Annotated in this window: 23 protein-coding genes and 4 pseudogenes; 14 read left to right on the top strand and 13 right to left on the bottom strand. The window is 51.7% G+C overall.

Features of this window, described 5'->3' with window-relative positions; genetic code table 11:
* Positions 1-257 precede the first annotated feature (257 nt).
* On the top strand, positions 258-1,403 hold the full coding sequence (locus ACZ5C7_RS04265) for an amidohydrolase family protein (protein ID WP_464374864.1): 1,146 nt from the start codon (positions 258-260) through the stop codon (positions 1,401-1,403).
* 33 nt (positions 1,404-1,436) lie between these two features.
* Entirely contained in the window at positions 1,437-1,790 is a 354-nt protein-coding gene (locus ACZ5C7_RS04260; RefSeq protein ID WP_464374863.1) for a Rieske (2Fe-2S) protein, read from the top strand.
* Between the two features lie 710 nt (positions 1,791-2,500).
* Here the strand turns inward: ACZ5C7_RS04260 and ACZ5C7_RS04255 are convergent.
* Positions 2,501-3,160, bottom strand: coding sequence for a hypothetical protein (locus ACZ5C7_RS04255; protein WP_464374862.1), 660 nt, complete (start codon positions 3,158-3,160; stop codon positions 2,501-2,503).
* Positions 3,161-3,247: 87 nt separating this feature from the next.
* Here ACZ5C7_RS04255 and ACZ5C7_RS04250 point away from each other — a divergent pair, with 87 nt between their 5' ends.
* From ACZ5C7_RS04250 to ACZ5C7_RS04230, 5 genes are all read left to right on the top strand, one after another.
* Complete coding sequence (locus ACZ5C7_RS04250) at positions 3,248-3,406, top strand: hypothetical protein (protein ID WP_464374861.1); 159 nt, start codon at positions 3,248-3,250, stop codon at positions 3,404-3,406.
* A gap of 12 nt (positions 3,407-3,418) precedes the next feature.
* Positions 3,419-3,766 carry a winged helix-turn-helix domain-containing protein gene (locus tag ACZ5C7_RS04245; protein ID WP_464374860.1) on the top strand — a complete coding sequence of 116 codons (348 nt, stop codon included), beginning with the start codon at positions 3,419-3,421 and terminating at the stop codon, positions 3,764-3,766.
* Positions 3,730-4,125 (top strand): transposase, encoded by a 396-nt coding sequence (locus ACZ5C7_RS04240; protein WP_464375258.1) that lies wholly within the window; start codon positions 3,730-3,732, stop codon positions 4,123-4,125. The genes ACZ5C7_RS04245 and ACZ5C7_RS04240 overlap by 37 nt, the downstream gene beginning before the upstream one ends.
* Before the next feature lie 123 nt (positions 4,126-4,248).
* Positions 4,249-4,425, top strand: a complete 177-nt coding sequence (locus ACZ5C7_RS04235) for a hypothetical protein (protein ID WP_464374859.1) — start codon at positions 4,249-4,251, stop codon at positions 4,423-4,425.
* 5 nt (positions 4,426-4,430) lie between these two features.
* On the top strand, positions 4,431-4,724 hold the full coding sequence (locus tag ACZ5C7_RS04230) for a Rieske (2Fe-2S) protein (RefSeq protein ID WP_464374858.1): 294 nt from the start codon (positions 4,431-4,433) through the stop codon (positions 4,722-4,724).
* A 203-nt stretch (positions 4,725-4,927) separates the two neighbouring features.
* Here ACZ5C7_RS04230 and ACZ5C7_RS04225 read toward each other — a convergent pair whose 3' ends face one another.
* Positions 4,928-5,752, bottom strand: a complete 825-nt coding sequence (locus tag ACZ5C7_RS04225; RefSeq protein WP_464374857.1) for a fumarylacetoacetate hydrolase family protein — start codon at positions 5,750-5,752, stop codon at positions 4,928-4,930.
* Positions 5,753-5,891: 139 nt separating this feature from the next.
* On the opposite strand from ACZ5C7_RS04225, the pseudogene ACZ5C7_RS04220 reads away from it, so the two are divergent.
* Together ACZ5C7_RS04220 and ACZ5C7_RS04215 are read left to right on the top strand one after the other, a co-directional pair.
* Positions 5,892-6,588, top strand: a pseudogene (locus ACZ5C7_RS04220) (IS6 family transposase).
* 94 nt (positions 6,589-6,682) lie between these two features.
* A pseudogene (locus ACZ5C7_RS04215) lies at positions 6,683-7,481 on the top strand (IS5 family transposase).
* 115 nt (positions 7,482-7,596) lie between these two features.
* Here ACZ5C7_RS04215 and ACZ5C7_RS04210 read toward each other — a convergent pair.
* Together ACZ5C7_RS04210 and ACZ5C7_RS04205 are read right to left on the bottom strand one after the other, a co-directional pair.
* Positions 7,597-8,268: a ferritin-like domain-containing protein gene (locus ACZ5C7_RS04210; protein ID WP_464374856.1), complete on the bottom strand. Its 672-nt coding sequence runs from the start codon at positions 8,266-8,268 to the stop codon at positions 7,597-7,599.
* 234 nt (positions 8,269-8,502) lie between these two features.
* Positions 8,503-9,510 (bottom strand): type 2 periplasmic-binding domain-containing protein, encoded by a 1,008-nt coding sequence (locus tag ACZ5C7_RS04205; protein ID WP_464374855.1) that lies wholly within the window; start codon positions 9,508-9,510, stop codon positions 8,503-8,505.
* Positions 9,511-9,895: 385 nt separating this feature from the next.
* Here ACZ5C7_RS04205 and ACZ5C7_RS04200 point away from each other — a divergent pair, with 385 nt between their 5' ends.
* Positions 9,896-10,450: a DJ-1/PfpI family protein gene (locus ACZ5C7_RS04200; RefSeq protein ID WP_464374854.1), complete on the top strand. Its 555-nt coding sequence runs from the start codon at positions 9,896-9,898 to the stop codon at positions 10,448-10,450.
* 520 nt (positions 10,451-10,970) lie between these two features.
* Positions 10,971-12,467, top strand: coding sequence for an ethanolamine ammonia-lyase reactivating factor EutA (locus tag ACZ5C7_RS04195; RefSeq protein WP_464374853.1), 1,497 nt, complete (start codon positions 10,971-10,973; stop codon positions 12,465-12,467).
* Positions 12,468-12,615: 148 nt separating this feature from the next.
* On the opposite strand, the gene ACZ5C7_RS04190 is transcribed toward ACZ5C7_RS04195, so the two are convergent.
* From ACZ5C7_RS04190 to ACZ5C7_RS04160, 7 genes and pseudogenes are all read right to left on the bottom strand, one after another.
* Positions 12,616-14,142: a tripartite tricarboxylate transporter permease gene (locus ACZ5C7_RS04190; protein WP_464374852.1), complete on the bottom strand. Its 1,527-nt coding sequence runs from the start codon at positions 14,140-14,142 to the stop codon at positions 12,616-12,618.
* Positions 14,139-14,831: a tripartite tricarboxylate transporter TctB family protein gene (locus ACZ5C7_RS04185; RefSeq protein ID WP_464374851.1), complete on the bottom strand. Its 693-nt coding sequence runs from the start codon at positions 14,829-14,831 to the stop codon at positions 14,139-14,141. Before ACZ5C7_RS04185 ends, ACZ5C7_RS04190 begins: the two co-directional genes overlap by 4 nt.
* Positions 14,832-15,304: 473 nt before the next feature.
* Positions 15,305-16,375, bottom strand: coding sequence for a Bug family tripartite tricarboxylate transporter substrate binding protein (locus tag ACZ5C7_RS04180; RefSeq protein WP_464374850.1), 1,071 nt, complete (start codon positions 16,373-16,375; stop codon positions 15,305-15,307).
* A 309-nt stretch (positions 16,376-16,684) separates the two neighbouring features.
* On the bottom strand, positions 16,685-17,065 hold the full coding sequence (locus ACZ5C7_RS04175; RefSeq protein WP_464375257.1) for a transposase: 381 nt from the start codon (positions 17,063-17,065) through the stop codon (positions 16,685-16,687).
* Positions 17,066-17,136: 71 nt separating this feature from the next.
* Positions 17,137-17,460, bottom strand: a pseudogene (locus ACZ5C7_RS04170) (transposase); the annotation flags it as partial.
* A 977-nt stretch (positions 17,461-18,437) separates the two neighbouring features.
* Positions 18,438-19,082 (bottom strand): zinc-binding dehydrogenase, encoded by a 645-nt coding sequence (locus tag ACZ5C7_RS04165; RefSeq protein WP_464375256.1) that lies wholly within the window; start codon positions 19,080-19,082, stop codon positions 18,438-18,440.
* Between the two features lie 120 nt (positions 19,083-19,202).
* A pseudogene (locus ACZ5C7_RS04160) lies at positions 19,203-19,565 on the bottom strand (alcohol dehydrogenase catalytic domain-containing protein); the annotation flags it as partial.
* Between the two features lie 382 nt (positions 19,566-19,947).
* Here ACZ5C7_RS04160 and ACZ5C7_RS04155 point away from each other — a divergent pair.
* Positions 19,948-20,967, top strand: a complete 1,020-nt coding sequence (locus ACZ5C7_RS04155) for an aldo/keto reductase (protein ID WP_464374849.1) — start codon at positions 19,948-19,950, stop codon at positions 20,965-20,967.
* Between the two features lie 329 nt (positions 20,968-21,296).
* Here ACZ5C7_RS04155 and ACZ5C7_RS04150 read toward each other — a convergent pair whose 3' ends face one another.
* Positions 21,297-21,734 carry a hypothetical protein gene (locus ACZ5C7_RS04150; protein ID WP_464374848.1) on the bottom strand — a complete coding sequence of 146 codons (438 nt, stop codon included), beginning with the start codon at positions 21,732-21,734 and terminating at the stop codon, positions 21,297-21,299.
* Between the two features lie 117 nt (positions 21,735-21,851).
* Between ACZ5C7_RS04150 and ACZ5C7_RS04145 the strand changes: the two genes are divergently transcribed.
* Entirely contained in the window at positions 21,852-22,496 is a 645-nt protein-coding gene (locus ACZ5C7_RS04145; RefSeq protein WP_464374847.1) for an MBL fold metallo-hydrolase, read from the top strand.
* A 68-nt stretch (positions 22,497-22,564) separates the two neighbouring features.
* On the opposite strand, the gene ACZ5C7_RS04140 is transcribed toward ACZ5C7_RS04145, so the two are convergent.
* Positions 22,565-23,257, bottom strand: a complete 693-nt coding sequence (locus ACZ5C7_RS04140) for a class II aldolase/adducin family protein (RefSeq protein ID WP_464374846.1) — start codon at positions 23,255-23,257, stop codon at positions 22,565-22,567.
* 264 nt (positions 23,258-23,521) lie between these two features.
* On the opposite strand from ACZ5C7_RS04140, the gene ACZ5C7_RS04135 reads away from it, so the two are divergent.
* Positions 23,522-23,950: a universal stress protein gene (locus ACZ5C7_RS04135; RefSeq protein ID WP_464374845.1), complete on the top strand. Its 429-nt coding sequence runs from the start codon at positions 23,522-23,524 to the stop codon at positions 23,948-23,950.
* Positions 23,951-24,173 lie beyond the last annotated feature (223 nt).

Raw genomic sequence — 24,173 nt, 5'->3', positions numbered from 1 at the left:
CGAGCGTAAATGATCTATAGCCACTGATTCGGTAACTCCGAATCCCCTAATTCATTATCCGATAGAAACATTGACTATCTCGCGTCTTATGTGGTGGATCGAAGGAAGCCACCAAATTCTGTTCCTTGTTGACTTGGAATCCTATCCAATAAAATACTATTTAGGTGACTTTTTAGACTGGCCGGTTAATATCTCTCCAATACTGTATGATATAATCCAAATGTTATAATACCAAGCGGACCAATTCTTTTACTGCTATGTCGGTTCGTAAATTCCAACCGAACGAAAATACAGGGATCCCAGATGCGGTTCACGATGAATTTATCATCGATACAGATGTCCATTTGGACCTCTCGATGCTGGAAGACCTGTATCCGTATATGGACGATCGCATCGTCGACAAACTAGACCGGCCCCTCGGTCACTACCAATTCGAAGCGATCGATTGGCTACCTACGTGGGGGAACGAAGGAGGCGGCGTCGGTGTCGACTCGAACGGAGCGGCAAAAGACGGCGACGACATCCTCGAGATGATGGAAGACATGGGGACAGACGTGCCGCTAGTAACGCCAGGTATGGGAAGCATCCCTCAAGTGAACTATCCGCGGATGAAAGAGGAGGTTTGCCGAGCCTATAATGACTATCTTCTCGACAACGTAACTAACGTCCACGAAAACATCCGTGGGCAGGCGATGATGCCGCTTTGGGACCCCGAAGCGACTGTCGAGGAACTCGAGCGGATCGGTCACGAACAAGATATTGCGGGTGCTTACTCGTGGTTCGGAAAATTTTGGCGACTCGGTAACCCAGAGTACGATCAGGTATTCGAGAAACTGGTCGAGCTAGATCTACCCCTAACCATGCATCTAGACGTCGCGTCCTACCCAGATCCGTCGACTCCGATGGGCGGATCGATTCGGACGTGGATCGAAGCGATCGGCTTCGCTCCGTGCATGCACACGATCATGAACACGGTAAACATGATCGTGACCGGCGTCTTTGATAAATATCCTGACCTCAACGTCGTCTATCAGGAGGGCGGGTACCATTGGCTCCCGTTTGTCGCGTACCGCCTCGACGAGTTCTATCAGCACACCCCCGAAGACATTCAGCTAGCAGAGCGGATGTACGACGCGGGCGAAAAGTACCTTGATCGGATGCCGAGCGAATACCTATTCGATAACTTTTACTTCTCGACTCAGCCAGTTTGCATCCCCGAAAATTCGAAACACTACGAGTGGCTGCTCGAAATCGAACAGGCAGAAAAGACGATGATGTTCGCAACAGATTGGCCGCACAGCACGAACGATCCACCGACGTGGATAATCGATAATCCGGCTATCGACGAGGATCTGAAAGAGAGCATGTTCCGAGGAAACGCGGAGGAAGTCTACCGGCTATAAAACTCATCTGAGAGTACCTACACGAATCTAATTATGACAACTCACACAATCGCATCCGTTGACGAAATACCCGAAGGAGATGTACTCGGTGTCGAAATCGATGGAATAGAAATCGCCGTCGTGAATATTGACGGTGATTTCTACGCAATTCAGAACGTCTGCATCCACCGCCGACAGCGCCTTCACACAGCTACCCAGGAGCGTATCAATGAGGATCACTGTGTCACTGATGGACCAGGCGTTATCAACCAAGAAGAATGCTGGATGACGTGCCCGGGCCACGACTGGAAATTCGACCTCAAAACTGGAGAAAATCCGGCGACCGGAAAGAAGATGCGGACGTTCGATGTAAGCGTCGACGGTGACGAAGTAAAGGTAGACATTTAGTCTTCTTTGAAGGCGGCTTCCGATTTCTTTTCTCGTGCTAATTCCCATCGGATAGTGTGGATTAACACTCAATAAGAAATGAGTTCTGGTACTCCGAGCGAGTTACATTGAGACGCCATTTTAGCATGTTGTTTTCCACTAGTACAAGCGACTCTTTAGGGTGTAAATCGAATGTCCTCTCCGCGCCGAAAAGCAAGGAGATCTGTGTATATATGAGTTGTTTGACAGTCTAAATCGAGTGTAGAGCGGTACCCGTCTCACGAAGGCGAACGATGTATAGGCACGTGAAGGCTGGAAAACTGCTGCGAAGTCGGTATTATCGATACGATCGGGCACGGAAGTCAACTTCTCACGAGTATCGACAGCCTTCACACCTAAACCGTCACCGGGGCACCCGAGTTACGCGTCGATGTTGAGAACGCTGGCGCTAACTACACTGCAGACCTTGTCACGGTCGATGTAGCGCTTGCCACGGCTTGAGACTCTTGTTATCCCCCCTTCTTCGTCCCATCACGTTGAACAACTCGTTGATCCCGCAGGATCTCCACCAGCGAAGCCAAGGAACGACCGGACTGGGAGTCGACGTAAGTACACAAGGAGTGGGGCGCCATTCGACGAGTTTGAACCCGAAGTAGCAGGGAAAACATGGGGCAACTTCCTAATGTCTCGGAACCCGAAAAGATCTGCTCACCTGTGGTGGTCCATCCCTGTTAACAACTTTGAAGGTAGTGAGTTCTGATCGCGTCGCGGTTTTCACGGAACGAACTGACCGCTTTCCGCTGGGTTTTTTCGTCGGTACAGTGTTCGGTAATGATCGTCACACCGGTATTGATGTGAAACTCTTCTTCGGGGACGATACCGTTTCGATAGATTTCGGCCGTCTGCTCGTCGAAATACTCGAGTTCCGCCGTAGCCCGTCGGCGAGCGAGCCGTTCACAACAGCAGTGGAGCACTACCGCCATCTCGATGACATCCAATCCTTCGAACTGTTGGCACCGTTCTTTTGACGAGTCAGATACGGTTTCGAAAACGCGTTGGGGAGCACCACCTATCCTCCAGAGACGCTGAGAAAGCATTCTAGCGTGTCTAGCTTCGTCCTCGACCTGTTTTAACAACCGCGTGAATAACTGCTGATCTCCCGTGCGTTCGACATCGGGGAGCATCGACCGAGTGAGGTCGAGGGTAACGATTTCGTCGTAGATTCGCGGAATCAGCACCTCGCGCATTTGCTCCTCGGTCCGCTCCGTCGTAAATCGTGGCGCGTCCAGTTCGTGTTCATCGATGTACGCGTCAATTTCACTGACCAAGCGATCGGCGAATTCCTCGGGAGCAAGCGGAAGATGATCTTCTGAAAGTCCTCTAATGTGCATGTGTACAAATTCAGGTATAGGCTAATAAATGGACTGCTATAGGGATCAGGAGTCTAATTCATAGCCTCAGGGCGCATATAGACTGATATGACGAAGTACGGCGAAAAGTTGATCGATGTCGATGAGGCGCAGTTGCGCGAGCAACTGCGCACGGTGCGTGATCCGAAAGCGATCAAGCGCCTCATTGTGGCGATAGAATACAAATCGGGCCTTTCACCCGCTAAGATCCAACAGAAATACGGCTGACACGAGCAGACTGTGTACGATTGGCTCGACATCGTCGCCGAGCGCGACGCCTTCGCACTCGGCGATCTCCCCCGTGGCGGAAGTCCTTCTCGCCTCACTGACGACCAGTGGGATGAACTGACGGCGACGCCGCGAGCGTCGCCGTCGGAAGCGGGAGTCGACGCACCAGCCTGGAGACCGCCACTCGTCCGCGAATATATCGCTGAGCACTTCGACGTTGAGTACTCCCTCGCGCACATGTATCGCGTGATGAAGAAGGCCGGGCTGTCGGTCCAGACAGCCCGGCTGATCCACTACGAGGTCGACCCAAAAGAACAGCAACGCTGGCGTGCGGAGTTCAAAAAAAGTGGCCGGCGCTGAAGGCTGAGGACTACCGGATCGTCACGATCGATCAACATACGCAGAAAGTCTCGACCGAGCAAAAGCCCGACTGGTTCCCGGTGAACTCACGCCCGAGACTGCCGGTCTCGGGCGTTCGTGAGAAGATGAACATGCTGGGTGCAGTCACCGACGATGGCGAGCGGTTCGTCGCTCTCACACCTGACCGATTCAACGCAACGGTAGCGAAGTACTTCCTTCAAGCGGTTCAGCACAAGTCCGGGGAGAAGCTTGCAATTGTGCTGGATAACGCGAGCTACTTCATCGCAAAAACGCTGAAGAAGCAGGCCGCCGCCGACGGCCTGCTTCTGGAGACCTGCCGTCGCATTCGCCGGAAATGAACCCGCTCGAAAACTGCTAGCGGCAACTCAGAGACGGTCGAGCCAACCGGCTGTTTCGAACGCTCAACGAGGTCAACGAGTACCTCTCGACAGCGCTGCCAACGCTCAACTCACCACGAATCTATGAGTATCTCTGCTAATCCCTATAGCAGTGCCGAATTTGCTGATGTTCGCTACCGACTACCCCACTGGGACTTCGACAACCCGGAGGCGGTCGACAAGTACCTCCGACGGACGTTCTCCAAGGAAGGGCGCAATAAAGTGCTGCACGGCAACGCAGAGGAAATCTTCGATGTGTAATTACCATGGGTGAAATAACCGTCGCCGACGAGACTGAATTTGAGGACACCGATCGAAAAGTTGTAGACGTGGATGGGAAAGCGATCGCTGTATTCAACGTCGAAGGCGACTATTACGCGTACCTGAGCTATTGTCCGCATCAGGGGGCGGACATCTGCAACGGAAAGTTGACCGGGACGGTCGAAGATGAGTGGGAGAAGAATGATCTTGAGCTCAAACGGGAGTGGGCGAAGGAGGGGAAGATTCTCACCTGCCCGCGTCACGCATGGGAGTTCGATATCACGACTGGCGAGTCCTGATCCCGCCAAAACGCGGATCTCATCTCCTATCCCATACACGTCGACGACGGGGAGATGAAGATTTCCCTCGGATAGCGTTCGAGCCAATATTCTCCCGGCGTAATCGTTTTGCGACGCAGAGCAGGTTCGTTCGCGCGACGCGCCGCGGTCGCCTAGTGACGACGAATGGACTAGAACTCGTCGAGAATCCCCCTCCCCGCGGACTATCGATGTTCCCGAACGGTGTTTGAGAGAGACCCGACGCCCTCAATCGTGATGTCGATCCGGTCGCCGTCCTTGAGCGCAATATCGTTGAACGCGCCGACCCCTTCCGGAGTTCCGGTCGCGATCACGTCGCCGGGTCGGAGTGTAACCCGACTCGACAGGAACGAAATCTGCTCATCGACGCCTCGAATCATGGATGCCGTGCTTCCATTCTGCATCAATTGTCCGTTCACTTCCGACCTGATGGATAGGTCGTGCGGATTGCCGACCTCATCCGCAGGAGCGACGTACGGACCGAGGGGAGTCGTGTCCTCCATTGACTTCGCAGACAGCCAGTCGATCCACGTCACGTCTCCAACCGACACGTTCTGAACGTCGTAGGCTGCCGTATCGTTCAGGATAGTGTATCCGGCGACATACTCAAGCGCCTCGTCGGCCGATACGTTTTGAGCTGGACGTCCGATAACGGCCGCGAGTTCCGCTGCATAGTCGAGTTGTTGGGTAAAGCGGCTGTTGTACCGTATCGGCTGCTCGTGGCCGATGAGTGCCCGTTGTAGCTTCATGAAGAAGTACGGGGTTTCCGGGATGTCGCGATCCTCCGTGTCAATGGCATCGCTTTCGGACTTTTCGGTGATATGAGAGCCGTAGTTCAGCGCAATCGCGAAGGTTGTATTCTTCTGGATTGTTGGTGGCAGGAGTTGTACCTCGGTAAGGCGGTGCTCGCGACCGCTGTCCAGAAGGCCCTCCCCGGTTGTCACCCGTTCGAGCGCCGCATCGAACGACGATACTTCGGACGAAACGTCAACAATCGAGTCTCCCGTCACTCTTCCTACACGGACCTCGTCAGTCGCATCGATGGTAAACAACCCGAGATGCATGTATGGTAGTCTCCTCTCCTAGAAAATAAAGGGCACTGCTAGATTGAGGTTGAACTGAACGGAATTCTTCGAGGAAAGTGGGATGATCTTCGAAGAATTTCAAGTTGATGTAACGAGCTCTTCTGCCGTAGAGTTTTTGGATAGTGACCGGACGTGCACGCCAGCCTGGCTGATCAGGCTGGCGTGCGCTTCCCGTGCCGGAGCTGCCTCGTTAGCGGAGTGTCGAGACCTCTGTGGTTGGTTCGGCGTCGAAAGACGCCGAGCCACGATCCACCACTGGTACCAATCCTACGCTGCTCACTACGAGCAAGACTTCACCGCTGAACCAGAACGTGTTGCCGTCGATGAGAAACAGATTCAACTCTAGAACGAACAGAAAGTGTGGCTCTATGCGGCGATTGACGTAGACTTGAAAGTCGTGCTCCACGCACGACTTTCGAAGCATAGAGGCCGAAATCCCGCTGAACAGTTCTTAGAGGAGCTCAAAGAGAGACACCGTGTCGGAGACGCGAAGTTTCTCGTCGATGGCATGGGGTATCTCACTTCCCTTACACGGGTCGATCTCGGTGGTGACCTCAACTACACTGACCGTAACATCGTTGAGAAGGTCTTTTAGACCTATACAATGCGAATTAACCGCTTCCACGAAACCTGGAACGGCAGTCAGGCCAGCGCCGAGCGCTGGCTGACTGCCTATACCGTAGTATAATCACCATCGCAGCCACCAAGCACTTGACAACCAACCGCCAGTCGAGGCACTCAACCAGCAGGGTTCAATCTAGCAGTGCCAAATTTGGCTATACATGGCTCTGGTGAATCGCTATATAGCGCCGACTTGATCCGTCAGAACTAGGGAGTTGAAGCGGGAAACGGCGAATACTCTATGTCCAAATTTCCCGCTTCACTGGGAAAGTGGTGACGTTGGCTAAAAGTGCTGTTGGTGGTCGAGGCGAATCCGCCGCCACCCTCCGGGGCGGCGGATTCGCCGACTACACCGTCGTTTCGCTGCATTGTCTGCGGGTATACTTGGAGAAACCCTACCGCGAAGCGCTCGATCTTTTGAGCGAGATGCCACAAATACTGGCGGAGATCGGCCTTGAGAGGGTCGATCTCCCTGATCACTCGACGCTAGTAAAGGCATTTGACAGGATCAAGATGGCAGTCTGGCGAGTGGTGCTGCGTCTATCGGCGTAGCTCCACGAGCCATCTGGTCATGCTGCGATGGATGCGACGTTTTTCGATTGTGAAAACGCGAGCAAACACTACTGCCGTCGCACGAATTATCGCGTGCAGACGCTCAAAACAACCGCTCTCGTCGATACAGCGTCACAAGCTATTCTAGACGTTCACTGCACGACAGAGAAACGCCACGACACGCAGATCGGCTGGCAACTCGCCCGCCGACAAAGGCTATGACTGGCAACGGTTACGCGGGAAACTCAGGGAAGAGAGCGTGAGACCGTTGATTAAACATCGTGAGTTCCACCCCATCGATCACGCGCATAACGCGCGGATCGATGGGACTCTCTATGGCCAGAGAGCGCTGTCTGAAACCGTCTTCTCGGTGATCAAGCGCACGCGCGGCGACGCCGTGCGTGCGGGAAGCTGGTATCGAGAGTTCCGTGAAATTGTCCTGATGTGTGTCGTCTACAACATCAAACGTGCCGTGAGCTAGGCGAATCCAACGTCGTATGGCGATTTACACGGCCCTGTACATCAGTGAAGGTACGATTTTTTATGTCGGAGGGGGCCTCCTCCGACCGCTTTTAGCAGACATCAAAATACGGCTGTTATTGCGTGGTATAATCTGCTGCGTTACCCTCGTTGTGAGATGCCAACACGCTTAGAACGGCCCGAACCTGATCAAGCGCAGTCCGTTGGGCGTCTTTCGTGTTACAATTTCGAAGAATATTTGCCCCGATCTTCGCGTGAAATTGTTCTTCGGGAACAATCACGTTTTCGTAAACCTCTGCGGTTTCCTCGTCGTAGTATTTGAGTTCGTTTGGATGACGAGCTTTCGCCATGCGTTCTCCCGCCGCCTGGAGTGTTGCCGCCTGTTCCACGATATTCTTTTCTCGATATCCGTCCCACAGTGATGAAACACTCGCCTCAGTAAAGCAGTGCGACGGATCGCCGTCGAGATCGGAAAGGCGCTGTGAAAGGAGTCGTGCGTGCTTCGACTCGTCCTCGATTTGCTTCAATAAATGAACGAATATTTGCGGATCGTCGAATTGATCGGCTCCGTTAAGCATATCGCGAGGCACGTCCATGGCCATAATTTCGTTAAATACTCGGGTGTACAGTCCGTCTCGCATTTTCGATTTCGATAGCTGCTTGTCGAAACGCGACTCTCCAAGATTGTGGTCTTCGATAAAGTCGTCAACCGCACGTATTACATTATCCGAAAATTTATCTGATTTAATTGGTAGGTCTTCCTCGAGGAATTCATCAGCCTCGGTCATAGGGAAATACAGGTTCGGAACCATGATAAATCTACGGGCAACTATCCGGGCGGTGTTCAGATCAGGATCAGTACCTCACAAGGCATCCGCAGTTAACTAACGTTGTGCTTCGCCATATCTGCCTATACGTGCCCTGAAACTATAAAATAGACTCCAGATCCCTATAGTTCTAACATCACGCTATGAGATTCATCTGCACCCCGTCTCACCAATGTACATCCTATGAGCATATAGTTACGAATTGAAGGCATTTTGTAGGGTGTCTTTGAGAGGATCAGACTCCCACGTATCGAACTGTTGGTCGATCTGTTCTTCGATCTGTTCAGCCGAACCAGGATTGACCACTGGGCGTCCGCTTTCTTCCGCATCGTCGAGGAAGTTTTCATCAGCAACGATTTGATCGAGGGTTTCACGTTGAATCTCCAGAATAGATTGATCGACATCTGGGGGGGCGGCGAAAAAGCGCCTGAAGACGGTTAGATCAGCATATTCGTCGAGGCCTGGTTCATCTACATCAGATGATACGTGGGTGGCTTCATCAATGAACAACGATCTTGTTTCATCCATCGCTTCTGGAGGAACAAATGTCATGAATAGTTCTGCGTCGTCAAGGGATTCAACAGTGCGCATCGCCGACGTGACGTCTCCGACGAGAAATGCGTCTGCTTCCCCCTGCTCCAAGCCTGTAAGTGCCTCACCAGTACCTTCATAATGGACGAACTGAACGTCGTTCTCCGAAAAGCGCCCAGTAAGCTCCCCGAGCAAGGGCACACCAGTGTGACCGATCTGACCGATACCATTCGTCGCAAAATTGAATTCATCGATTCGTTCGATAAAATCTGACCAACCCGAGACATCGGCTGGCTCCATTATGACCAGGGCGTTTGGGGCTTGAGTTAAAGCCCCAGTATGGTTCATCTCTGCAATGTTGAAATCGACATCAGTTGCGATTTGGCGGGTTACCGTGCCGTAAACGTTTGTTAGCATCAGATGATGTCCATTTCCCGCATCATTATACACGTTAGTTATACCAGTTGCGCCTCCGCCTCCAGTGACGTTTTCGACCAATAGATCCGGATCGTCTGGCAGGTGATTTCGCCAGTATTCCTCTGATATGCGCGCGTAGGCGTCATGCCCTCCCCCTGACGCGTGCGGTACCGTGATCTGTATATCGTCGCTCGGATATTCTTCCCCCCCATTGCTTCCTACGATGTCCCCAAGACACCCACTGAGAACACCCATTCCCGCGACTCCAACTCCAGTTTTTATTAGCGTTCGTCGATCTATCTGTTTCGTTGTAACTGGGTCCTCCATATTTCTACTAAACACATTAGACATAATCACATATAAGTTTGGTATAGACACACATGCACACACGCTGCTCTTAGTACTCCGAATGATTTACCATGGATCGTCACTCCACCAAGTTGATTTTTCGCTAATATGAACGGCTCTTTACAGTGTACTAAGTATAAGTCGAATATCTCCTCACACCCAAAAGCAAGGACAAATGAGGATAATGCGTACTTTGATAGGATAACCAAGTGTTAAATGGTGTCCCTATGACGGGGAATAGCATTCGACGAAAACGTGGAAGGTTTTTGATCTCGGAGCAGGATTGTTCATTATGGCTCGAGGTCTAGTACTAGCTTCGGACGGGGTTGACGCTTCGCAGTTGGAGTATATCTCTCACAGATTGCGAGAAGATGCCGTTCTCGTAACGGTCGCCACCCCCGGCGGATCTCCCGTCGAAGCGGCAGGTGGTCGTACATGGTCCAATACTGAACCGATCGCCGAACTTTCAAACGACTACGATTTGGGTTTCGTTCCCGGTGGCTCCGTTGCCGAACGACTCCGGTTGAACGACGAGGCGCTCAAGTGGCTGCGAGAACACTATCGCAAAGACGGTATTATCGGAACAATTGGACACGGCATTCAACTTCTCACGAGTATCGACGGCCTCCACAACCGAACAGTCACCGGACCACCCGAGTTACAAATCGATATCGAGAATTCTGGCGCTAAATACACTGCAGACCTCGTCACGGTAGATGGAACGCTTGTCACGGCTCGAGACTCTTGCTCTCTCCCCTTCTTTGTCCCGGCAACGTTGAACAACTCGTTGATCCCACAGGATCCAGCCAGCGAAGCCCAAGAACGACCGCACTGGGAGTCCACGTAAGTACACAAAGAGTAAGTTGCCATTCGATGAATCCGAACTCGAACTAGTCGGGCCGGGGGAACACGGAACAACCTCTCGATATCTCGGAACCCGAAGACACCTGTTCACCTACAGTGGTTACTTCCGATCAATAACTTTGAAGATAATGGGACCTGATTCGCGTCACGGTTTTCACGGAACGACCTAATCGTCTTCCGCTGGGTTTTTCGTAGGTACAGTGTTCGGTAATGATCGTCACACCGGCGTTGATGTGAAACCCTTCATCGGGGACGATACCGTTTCGATAAACGCTCGTCGAAACGCGACTCTCCGAGATTGTAGTCTTCGATAAAGTTGTCAATCGCCCGTATTATGTTATCCACAAATCCACCCAGCTTATTAGCGATCTAATAAAAATTAATTAGTTTTAGTTATAGAAGAATATAGGTACAGGACCATGATGAACCTACGGGCAACTACCCGCCACTCATATGTGATCTAATCAGAACACATATCACCCAATGTATCCATGTTTGTTTATATGGGTCACGTACCGTGGCATCCGGAAGAAGCGACGAAAGAGATACAGAAAGGCGATTCCGTCCGCGAGATGCACGGGATCGAATCTATCAAGTTGATATCAGTAGGTATCGATATTGGAACGACAACCTCGCATCTGATGTTCTCTCGGTTAATTGCTCGACGAAAGGGCGAACAAGATACAAGCTCCTTTCAAATTGACGAACGGGAACTCATCTACCAGAGTTCAATCTCACTCACACCTTACGAAAATTCAACTTCCATAGATACGCAAAATCTCAACGAATTCATCGAACAAGCCTTTGCAGAGGCGGGCTACACGAAAGAAGAGGTCGACACGGGCGCAGTAATCATTACCGGCGAGGCGTCTCGGAAGGAGAATGCCGAGAAAATCGTAGAACTGTTTGCTGAGCAGGCGGGACAATTTGTCTGTGCAACCGCCGGGGCGAGTCTCGAGACCTTAATGTCCGCCCACGGCTCCGGAGCTGTAGACTACTCGGTTGACGAAAAAAAGAATGTCATCCATATCGATATCGGTGGCGGTACGACGAAAATTGCGTCCATTTCCGAAGGATTTGTCGAGGAAACCGCTTCGATAAACGTCGGGGCCCGGCTCGTTGCCGTCGATGGTACCGACCGCATCACGCGCCTAGAAGACAGCGCAGTTCGCGTCGCCGAGGATCTCGGAATCACTCTCTCAAAGGGAGAGAAACTCGATCAATCTTACCGACGATTACTTGGTGAACGGTTCTCGGAGCTCATTTTCGAGCTTATCACGGGAGAACTCTCTCCGCTCGCTCGAGAGCTTATGGTTACGGAGGAGCCCTCCTTCGAAGATTTCGATTGTGACGTTCTCACGTTCGCTGGTGGCGGTTCAGAGTACGTGTACGAGCGCAATGCTGGATACTATAACGATCTGGGCCCCGAACTCGGTAGCGGCGTTCGGGAGGAGATTGAGCGGTCCGGAATCGACGTATTCGAATTAGAAACGGGAATCCGCGCTACTGCTATCGGATCGACACAACACAGTATGCAAGTTAGCGGTAATACGATCACCGTAACCGATACTGACTATCTACCGATTCAGAACGTTCCGATGGTTCCGTTTGTCGCCAACCACCACGAGGCCACTGCGTCGCTCGTCCAAACCATTCACAAGAAGCTCGACCTCTATAACATATCTGATGTGTATGGGCCGTTCGCTTTCGGGTTCCACACTCACGGAAAACCCACCGCAGATTTTATCGAGATGATCGGGGATGCCGTCATCGAAGGATGGAAAGAAGTCCATACCACTGACGACGAACCGTTGATCCTCATGTTCGAATCCGATATTGCGATGAATACTGGCAAACACGTCGCATCCCGCATTGAACAGCCGGTCATCGCCGTCGATGGAGTAGAGCTTGACCAATTCGGATATGTTGATATCGGCGAACAACTAGACGACACGAATGCGGTACCACTTACCGTAAAATCGCTCATCTTCGAGGGATAAAGGTTCACTGAGACAGTCTTCGTTTGAGGTTTGCGGACAGTATCAGCGCCGGTACCGGAGTAAAGTGCACGTATCACGGTTGCTACTGACGGGTACCAGAAGTGAACGTCAGTGTGCGATATTCGCGTTACAGTAAATAGGCTATCACCTAGGAGATGATCGATTCCCTCGATTGGTAGATGGGAATCGCAATCATGATGACCGTGATCAGAATGAGGACGATAGACAGCGGTTGAGTGAACAAAATACTGTAATCGCCCCCCGAAATTTGAATCGAACGGTGGAAGTTTTGCTCGGCGAGTGGGCCGAGGACAAGCGCGATTATCACCGCAACTCGAGACATTCCGTATTTCATCATCAGGAACCCGATTATACCGAATCCAACAGCAAGGAACACGTCGCCGATATTATTCCGAATTCCGAATGCACCGAGTAAAGAGACAGCAATAACCAACGGGGCCACCGTCGTAATTTGTACCTTGGTAATTCTCGTCAGCGAGTTCGCAGTGAGCACACCAACTGCGGAGGTGAGTAGGTTTGCGATGAGCAACGAGAAGATAACGATGAAGACGAGCTGAAGGTTCTCTTGGAACAAGAGCGGTCCCGGCGTTACTCCGTGCACGATGAACGCACCGAGCAGTACGGCCGTCGAAGCGGAACCCGGAATACCCAACCCCAGAGTCGGAATCATGGATCCCCCATCTTTCGAATCGTTCGCCGCTTCGCTTGCGATTACTCCCCTGATATCACCTTTTCCGAAACTGCTCGAATCGGCGGATCGCTGTTGAGCTGTGATATACGAGATGAAGTTCGCGACCGTCCCCCCGGCGCCCGGGATAAGCCCGATAATCCAGCCGATAGACGAACTTTGAATCACGAGCTTCCAGTTATGTACAACGGATCGCGCGCCTTCTACTATGCCGCCACTGACCTTCGCGTCACCGGCGATAGATTGCTTTTGACCCATCAGTTTAATCATTTCAGCGATCGCGAATAAACCGATAATAAGCGGGATAAGCTGTATTCCATCGAAAAGGTAGGTCGTTCCGTACGTAAACCGCGGTGTCCCGGTAACGGGATTTAATCCATGGAACGCGAGCATCAAACCGAACGCTCCGGCGATCAAATCCGTGAGGACTGACCCGCGCGTCGCTAAAGCAACCGTCGTGAGTCCGGCAATCGCCAACCAGAACATTTCGGGCGAGCCGAATGCTAGCGTGAGCGAGCGCACGAAGGGGATGGATATCAACAGCAACAGGAGACCGAGAATCGCCCCACTCGCAGAGGAAACCGCACTCGCAGCGAGCGCCTCGCCACCTCGGCCCTGCCGAGTCATGGGGTAGCCGTCTAACAACGTCGCCGCGTTCGGAGCGTCTCCCGGCGTATTGAGAAGAATCGCCGTGATTGAGCCGCCGAAGGCGGTTGCACCGAGCGTCGAGGCGAGAATCATCACTGCGACGTTTCCGTCGAATTGAAACGTGACGGGGATGAGCAACGCGAGCGCGATGGGTCCGCCGAGACCCGGAAGGACCCCGACTGTGAGACCCAAACCCACGGCGAGGATCAGCAAGAGGAGGTTGTAGGGATCGGACACAACGTCGAGTGCGATCAGAATCGCCTCTGTCGTATCGCCCGTCTGATCCAGGAGTATCGGTTCGATGGCCGCCTCGATCATTCGTCACACCCCGTTTGCACCGGCCGCAAAAGTGCGACGCTACTGAAAACGACTCCCTCCCAGAGCGAAAGAGAAAGGATATTGATGAAAAATATTTCTATGAATACTATTGAGAGAACCGTTATTACCGCCGCTCGAAGCAGTTCTTGTTCGTTAATATATAAGAATGAAAATATAAACAGAGCCAATGCATTGAGGAATCCGATAGTATAGACAAGTATCAAAACCGCCACCGTCCAGAGCGCCATTTTCACTTCCCGCTGCAACTTTGCTATCGGATCGACTATTCCGGTGCTGTCCTCGTCCGATTGGGCGTCCTGCATTGTTTCGTCCGAAATACTATCGAACAGTCCACCCGACCCCCCCGAAAATCTCGAAGAGAACATGGTACCGATATAGAGTACGCTCATCGCGACGAGAGGTACGCCGATTAATACCGGGAAGAGCTGCGCATCGTGCGAATAAGACCACGCTTGAACTAACAAGATACCCGTGTACAGTAACAGCAAGCTGTAAAATATTGCCTCCCAATATTTCGTTGAAATCGTTCCCATTCGTGCCACGACCACGTCGACTGGCTTCACAATAGCATTTGCCGTTTCGAATAAATAATTCTCCGCGATAGACTTTTTGTATAACAGCACTTCCCATAGTTCTCTCAGATACTGCACACTGATAGTCAATACCATATTTATGCTTTTTTTCACTCCGTGTTAAGTCTTATCATGTTGTACAGGTTCGCCCGCAACCGGCACTTCGGGATAACCGATTTATGGGGTACCACGGGCGGCAATCGGAACGTAAAAACGTTAATCGTTACTCGACTCTTGCGATCCGCTCGAGCGTATCCCAGACCGGCTGTGATTGACTAGAACGGCATCGGGAGTGGTTTACTAGTCCACTTCGGATACGATTGCGAAGAATGGGCCGTCTAGCGGTGAGTTCGATTACGCTAATTTGTGGACTAGAGTCCCCACTCCGAATAAAACGGCGAGATCTGGTCAATCGGGAAAATCGGTCGAATCGGGTCTAGGGCACTAGGTACGAAGAAACGAATACACGCTAGAGTCACTCGGGTTGAGAAACGGTCTAAGTTGTCTCTAGCGTGGGAAACTCCACTAATAAATGGCACCGAGCACCGAAGGTTCGTTTGAAGAATCGTTTACGACATGTAATCTTCGAGGATCTCTTGGTGATCGTCCTGACTCATAACGTCGTCGGCGTTGGAGATGTACTCTTCGACTTCAGCTGCTCCGCCGGGATTGATAATCGGTCGTCCCGCATTCCCTAATTCCTCGACGAATTCGTCGTCGTCGATGAACGAGTCGAACGCGTCTCGCTGGATTTCCAAAATTTCCTCCGGAACGTCCGGTGGGCCGAGGAAGAACCGGCGATCGTAGGCAAAATCGTTGAAGTTTTCGACATCGTTGATCTCCACTTCAGTGGAGTAGTAATCCGTCTCAACCCCTTGTTCATCCAAGAACCAACCGATTTCATCTTCGTCGTCGAACACTGTGAAAAGCGATGCCTCCTCGATCGACTGAACGGTGTCTACGCCGGAGGTGATGGTCGAAATGTAGAAGATGTTCGCTTCTCCTCGCTCTAGACCGGCCATGACTTCGCCAGTTCCATCGAAGTGGACAAAATTGAAATCGTCCTGATCGATCCCGTCGATGTAAAGGCTGAGGAGCCCCACTGCCGTGTGTCCGTACGATCCCTGCCCCTGCGTAGCAAAGTTAAATTCGTCAATTCTATTTATGAAATCGTCCCAATCATCGATATCTGCGTCCTCGGTGACGACGAAAGCGCCGGGTGTATTGGTTATTGCGCCGATGTAACTCATCTCTGTGATATCGTACTGTACGTCCTGTCCGTACATCTGAGACACGCCTTGATAGCTGTCGTAAATGCCGAACGTGTGCCCGTCAGGGTCGGAATTGTACACTTGGGTCGTTCCAGTGATCCCGCCACCGCCCTCAATGTTATCGACGACGACGCTCCCATCTAGGGCATCTTCCCAATACGATTCACTGAGACGTGTATATTCGTCGAATCCTCCCCCACTCGAGAAGGGAACGATGATCTGAACATCCCCAGTTGGGTAATCTTCTGGATCATCTCCCCCTCCGTTTCCCCCCAAACAACCGGCTAGTCCGATGACGGAGCCAGCAGTAGCTACCGAAGCCGATGTTCGAAGGATAGATCGCCGGTCAACCAAGTTACGGTCCTCCATACGATTTCTATTTAAGTGCCTCCATAAATAGTTTTCTCTAAATATTGGAATGGATTAGAAATACAACCATATCCTATCATATTCCACACCCTATTGCACGTTCAATCTTAGTTCGCCAGAGGGGGAGCGACTGCCCTCAGACCCAGTTTCCCCACCTGAACTGGCTCACTGAAGGGCGGATTCTTGACATATCACGAGTACACAGCCGGTTGATTCCCCCGATTGATCAGGTCTCAGTCAAGAAATACAGCCGCCTGAGAGCGACCTCTCAGGCGGTGAACCTTGATTTTCGGACAGCTGGGTTGCCGGTCAAATGAGCCGTCCTGGTGAGCGTATCACTCCCGTTTTTCCTTGCTGCTTTGCGGTGAGAGACGCCGCGACGAGTGCGACTGCTGAAAGAACGACGTGCGTCTCAACGTTGTCTTCCTTGCGTGCCCGCACGCGATCAAGACCGGTGAACGACTTCAGCCGCGAGAATACTCGCTCGACACCTGCCCGCAGGTGTCGATGCATCCGCTCTTTGATCGCCTGGAAAATATAGGTCTCCTCGACGCTACCGGCCTCAACGCCGTACTCCGAGAGTTTCTCTTGCGAAGTCGCTTCAGAGCGTCGTAAGGACTGTCGATCTCTTCGCCGTGTTTCTCGAAGAGCTTTTTGATTTCTTCCTTGATCGTCGCTAACGGCGACGATCTGCGGGAATTAATCGACGTCAGGAACAGACAGTCAAGATGATCTTGACAGAACTCACGGTTGTCCTGACTGTCGAAGCCGGCATTAGCCAGTGCAGCCTGGAGTTTGTCAGTGCCGTACCGCTCATCGAACTCCTCGATGAGCGGTTCAAACGCTGTAGTATCGTTTCGCTTGCCGGTCTCCATCGTGATGGCGACCGGCAACTCGGTTGCGGCGTCGACGACAAGAAACACCTTGTACCCGTAGAACGAGCCTTCGTGTTTGCCCCAGCTCGCTCCTTCAACGTCACCGTTTTCGATCTCTTCGCGTGTGTTTGCCCAGGCGGCAATGTGGGTGCCGTCGATGATAATGAACTCTCCAGCGTGGTCGTGATCATCGAGCAACTCGCCACACATCGACTGGAGGCAGTCACGGGGTTCGTCCGGTTGGAGATCGTCGAAGGCTCGCCAGAGGGATGTCCCGTCGGGGACATCCTCTGGCTCGACATAGTCCAGTGCCTCCCTGAAGGAGTGATTACGATGAATACGGCGTTCGAGGGCGTCGAAGGAGTCGCCCTCGAACTGCCGAAGAACGAGTGCAGCCGCTCGTTCGGGAGGAATGGACTGGATCTGTGAGACAGCGACCGAGAGGAAAGTAGCGACGAGTTCGTCACGGTAGAGGTAGCCGTCTTCGGTTGGTTCTTCGGGCGTGACATCGGTCGGTTGGTCGGTCTGACGTTGTGACAGCTGGTCGTCCCGTCGGGACGGCCAGCTGTGGAGGTAGAGAGTCGTGTTTTGCCAGTCAACGGCGTGGATCTCTTGTTGTTCAGCGAGCTTTCGGAGCGGACGATAGCAGCGACGACCGAGGAGATCGTTTGCTTCAGGTGGAGTAAGTCCAGAGGAGCGATTGAATATGAGGTGTTTGAGCGTCGATTTGATGTCTTCTTTCTGGTGGAAGACGGCGACGCCGTCATCCACCTCGGGTCGCCAGAAGCCGTCGTGGGTTGACCGGTGGCCGACAACGTGTTTGCTGGCGATATATCTGCCGTGAGAGTTCAGCGAGGTGTAGAAGGAATCTTCGGAAGCAATCTGATTGATATACCACGCTGGCACCTCGGTGCCAGCGCGGAGTTGATCCTTCGAGGCGACCTCACCATGGGTGCGAAGGAACTCACGAACAGCAGTCTTATGAGAAGTGGTTGTGTTTTCACTCGTGTCGGATCTAGTAGTGAACATACTATCGATCCGACTTCTAGTCTAGTTAAACTGACTATTTTAGATGGCAGTGATTGGCTTGTGAGATACCGAAGCTAATTTTGAAACCGTACAACGGGCTAATATTCCACGAAAGCGAACCGGAGTGTCTCACTTACCACGCATCCTTAAAGCATCTACTAATTAGGTCGGATAACCTGGCGAATCCCAGATCCGGTCTCGAGTTCATGCATCGCCTCGTTCAGTCCTGACAGCGGCTTCGTATCCGAGATCATCGGGTTCAGACGAAGGTCGCCCGCCGCCGCTTTGTTTGCGAGTTTCGGAATCGCCAACGGTAACGTATACGAACCGTTGAACGAACCGATGATGTCTTTCTCACTGGTTACCATGTCGTAGAGATTCAAATCCAGTTCTTGCTCTCCCGCGGGAGGTGTGCCGACGAGAACCGCCTGACCGGTTGGAGCGAGCGACCGAACCGCTTGTTCAACGACGCCCGGATGTCCGACGACGTCAAAGCTGTAGTCGACACCGCCGGTTAGTTCCTGGATTTGTTCGACGGGGTCCTTCCGAGAGGAATTAACCATGTGAGTTGCACCGACTTCCTCGGCGATATCGAGTTTTTCGGGAACGATATCGACTGCGATTATAGTATCCGCATTTGCTAACCGCGCACCCTGAATAGTACTAAGTCCCACGCCACCGACACCGAAGACTGCAACCGACGAAGCGATGTCCATGTCGACGGTATTGAGCGCAGCACCAACTCCAGTAAAGACACCACAACCGAGCAAGGTCGCTTCTTCTGGCGGTAACTCGTCGGTCACTGGAATGGCTACCTCCTCGCTGACAACCGTATGACTACTAAAAGCCGAAACCCCGTGACAGTGGTGAATGGTTTCTCCCTCCGGACTCGAAAATTTGGTTGCACCCGTTCTGAGCGTCCCCTCTCGGTGGATTCTACTTCGGTGAGCACAATGTTGTCCGTGACCGCTGCGACATAATTCACACCGGCCACAGGTCGTCCGTCCGAGAACGACGGTGTCCCCGGGTCGCACCGATTCGACATCGGGGCCGATGTCCTTAACCACACCAGTTCCTTCGTGGCCCATTACCATCGGTGTCGGCCGATCAACTTCCCCGTGAGTTATCGAAATGTCGGTGTGACAAAGACTTGCCGCGGTAATTTCTATGAGAACTTCCTCAGGGCCAGGATCCGCTATTTTGATCGATTCAATGGATGCAGGAGCTTCTTCGCGGAGGTTTTCACTATCCGTGTGACTGCGCAATACAGCCGCGGTTGCTTTCATGACAACTCGATTGTGACACGGTAACAAAATCTTAACTCATCAATTCTCCCCATCCTGCCTTATAATAAGTGTATTACGTGGCAGTTCATTGTACGGCGATAGAATTCTGTAGAGGAATATGGCCAGAGTAAGCCCCGAACTGTTGGTGTTTGCTCCTGCAGTGCGACCGTGTTGGTTCAACACCACGAGGGATACCACTCGACAACCACCAGAAGGTTGTTTTTCGATTAGCGAAGCCGGGTGGGAAAACGTGTTCTCAAGTATCCTCTTTGCAATCCGCTGGATATTACTTGCCGGTATTGAACTTGTCAGTTATAATAACTGTTCACCTCAACAAAAGTTTTAATACCCCGTACAGAGATTTCGAGTTGGAATCAATGCTATGGAGTACGTACCACTAGGACAAACGGGAGTCAAGGTATCTCAGCTTTGTTTCGGAACGTGGCGATTCGGGAGAGAAAGCAGTGGTGTCGTAGAGACAGACCGAACGGAAGCCCACAAACTGCTCGATGCCGCCTGGGACGCTGGCATCAACTTTATCGATACTGCAAATCTCTACGGAGAAGTCGCTGGAACGAGCGAAACGTACATCGGGGACTGGCTAGAGTCGTACGACAGGGAAGATTTCGTCATTGCCTCGAAAGTGTACTATCCGTTCAACGGACGAGGAGAACCCGGACCGAACGACAGCGGTCTCGGCCGCAAGCACATCCGTTCTCAAATCAACGGGACTCTCGAACGGCTTGGTACTGATTACATCGATATCTACTATATCCATCGGTGGGACCAATCAACACCAATTACCGAGACGCTGCGCACGCTCGACAATCTGGTCCGAGAGGGGAAGGTCAATTATCTCGGTGCATCAACGATGGCCGCTTGGAAGCTGATGAAAGCGTTGGGAACAAGCGAGGCTCGCGGATTAGAACGGTTCAAAGTCACCCAACCCCCCTTTGACGCCACGTACAATAACATGAAACGATACGAAGGGTTTAATTTGCAATCATATCTAGATCTATGTGCGGATCAAGAACTTGCTGTCTGCCCCTACTCACCACTGGCTGGCGGGTTCTTGACGGGAAAATACTCTCGGGACGGTAACTGGCCAGAGGATTCTAGAGGAGTACTCGCATCGGACGATTTCAATACGAAATACGTCTCCGAAACGGTATGGGCCGTCTACGACGCCATCTGTGATATTAGCGAAGAAATAGACGCTACACCCGCGCAAGTGGCGATCAGATGGCTAATCGAACAGAACCAATTTTCGACCGTCGTTCCAATTATCGGAGCGCGAACCGTCGAACAATTAACGGAGAACGTACGGGCGTGTAAAATATCGCTCACTGCTGATCATCTCGATCGAGTCGAACAGGCAAGAGTTGATGCTGACCGTGAGTGACAATTCCCCTGATTGAACCTCCTTCCCGAACGCGTCGGTTTCCGAGCCAATCGAATCCTGTGGACGAACGTTCGTACTCGCACCATCGGAACAACGAACGTTCTCGAGAATCTACGAGTCGATTACGAGTAGACGGCACCCTTACAGACACTCAAAACGTCCGTCACGGCGATAAGATTCAGATCCGACAAACGTTCGTGAACAATTCGCCGACGGCTACCCGCTTGGCACTTACTTTCTCCGGGTAATGAAAGCAACTGGAATCCAACCTAGATAACTTTCCACATCCATTAGAAGGGTGTTGAGATCGCACCCACAGAAAGCGATCCTCAATCCGTCTCGGAACCGGTTTCGCCCAAATTGTCCGCAAGGTTGAGCAGTAGTAGTTCAAGTTCTTGGCGCCTAGGTGCGACCGCGAACCAATCCTTGATAAACGCAAATATTCCGCCGAACGTGAAACGGGATCGAACGGTCACCCGTGTCTGCTCATTTTCAGTGATCAATATCTCAGTGTGCATGACTTCAAACAGTCCTTTATCTATCTGCCGGTATTCGTATCCAAATTGAGTTTCGGAAAATTCTAGCGTCATTTTCGGGTTCTGTTCGATTTGGTCGTTTACTACCGTGAGAAGGCGCCCACCCGCTGTCTCCTCGGAAGATTCAACACGAAATGTCCCTTCATATTCGATGATGGATTTCGGAGAGAGTATTTGTCGTATCCGATCCGGTTCGGATTCGAACGTTCCAGACACTTCGATCTCTTTCATTTGTCCATAATTACTCTTGAGATCCTAAATACCCAACTATACATCATCACAGTTATCAGAATCCTGTGTGTGGATGAAAGGGAATACATATGTGTCACAATGTGGTACGTTCTCAACATGGGTGAACAAATTCTACCCGATGTGTACGATATTACGGTAAAGGAAGCTGATGGGAGGCGTAACCGTGCCTACGCGCTGGATGGCGACGTCCCGACACTCATCGATACTGGATACGAAGATACAACTGAAAGATTGTTCGACAAACTTGAGACCATCGGAATCACTCCTGAGAGATTGATAATAACTCACGGTGACCCAGATCACATAGGTGGCTTCGATGCAGTGGTCGAACGATTTGACATCGAAACGTGGGTGCCGGAACAGACGATTGTCGAAGACCTACCAACCCCCGATAATCGGTTCAATCACGAGGAAACAATAGGGCCGCTCGAAGCTATTCATACACCAGGTCACGAACCCGACAACTACTCACTTGTCGACGAGTATGCAGGTATACTGATCGCTGGCGATGCACTGTTCGGCGCAGACCTTCGAGGATTTCCGAGAGAATATCTCATACCGCCGCCAGCATTATACTCCGAAAACATAAACCAAGCGGAAAAAAGCATGGAGAAATTGCTTGAATACGATTTCGATAGCGTGTTGGTTTTTCACGGTTCATCGGTCACGAGCGGCGCATACGACAAAATCGAGGAATTTGTTAATTTTCCCGGGAAGCCCGGGTGGGCGACATACGTGTAAGTAACCTCGAGAATAGGTAATTAGCACTGCTTCTGCCGAGGTGAATGGATCGGCTGTCGATCCTTTCCCTACAAGCGGTTTTCGAAGTAGTCCCACACACGATCAACAGTACGGGGACGTAAGATAACCTCCTCTACGGTCCGTTTAGCTTCCTCGCCATCGTGAAGATATTCCGGGGACCCCAACAGTTCGGTCCACAGTTGATGTTGTGCGTTATTTACGAAATGCATCGTGACAACCACCGCTTCCCGTATTGACCGCCCGACAACGTTGGCACCGTGGTTCGCGAGAAACATCGCTCGCTTATCCCCCAGTGTTGCCGCCATTCGTTCGCCCTCCTTTTCTCCGACCACCATTCTTCCGCGTTCGTTGCTATAACTACGAAAGGTCGGTGTCTCACCATGAAATAGAGCACCGACGTGAGTTACCGATCGAAATTTCACTCCTGAGGACGTAAATGGGATAATTGACGGGGCATGATGGTGAACGACCGCGTTCACGTCCCCGCGGGCGCGGTAAATAGCACTATGAATTACGGTTTCGCTATATGTATCTCGGTCGTCTAGAATTTCTCCATCAAATGTCATCTCGAGAATGTCGTTGGGTTCGACAAGTGCTGGACTCTGATAGGAGGATACCAGCATACTGTCGTTTTCGGGATGACGAACGGAGACGTGTCCGAGGGCATCCAAAACACCTTCGTTTGCCAGTATTTGATTGGCTGTGACGAGATCTTCGCAAAGATTCTGGATTTCGACCATACGCAGGTGAGGAAGGACCCTGCAACTATAACATTCACGGCTGGCTCCGTTCACACAGCCATAGAAGCGCTATTTTGCGATTTGATACGATGACGGAGCATGAATTGCAGGAATGGAGAAAGCGACGAGTGGCCCCCGCGAAACTTTAGGAACCAAAATCGGTTTAGTACAACTCGAATAGTTATAGGGTAATGCTAAATCTACGCGTTCGGGTTATTGGCTCGGGTGGAATACATTAAAATGGCTGTATGATAAGTACTGTATATGGTAATCATAGCAGCAGTAGACAGGACAAAACGAGCTGAGGAGGTCGTAAATCAAGCGGAGCCTCTGGCCCAGACGTTCGATGATACTGTTCACGTTGTCCACGTGTTAACTAATTCGGAGTTCGTCGACTTGGAACGAACAAGTGTAGAGGAGACAGGTACTGCACTCGATATGGATCGGGTTCGTGAGGTAGCATCTGACATCGCAGACAATGCAGCCGCCGGTCTCGATTGCCCGTACGAAGCGATTGGTTTGGTGGGTGACCCAGCGGAACGTATCGTCGAGTACGGAAACGAACAGGATGCACGGTATATCGTAGTGGCTGGACGGAAACGGTCTCCGACGGGGAAGATTATCTTCGGAAGCGTCGCTCAGTCCATCCTCCTCAACAGTAACCGGCCCGTTTTGACAACCATGGAGCAATAACTAGGTAAATTCGTTCAAAACGCCCAACTAAGCACAGAGAGCGTGATCTCCGGGTTACTTCGTCCAGCAGAGCGTCGCAACTGAACAGAGAACCAGCGGTATCGGATACAAGATAGACTCTATATTCATTCCGCATCCAAATCGTCAACCCAGTTCTCTCTTTCAACTGTTTGGAATCTAAAAGACATTGTAATTACGGTATGTACCCTGCAAAATTGATTGG

The organism is Halostagnicola alkaliphila (assembly GCF_055379965.1).
Note: the sequence above shows the minus strand (reverse complement) of the source record. Positions and strands in the feature narration are given on the sequence as shown.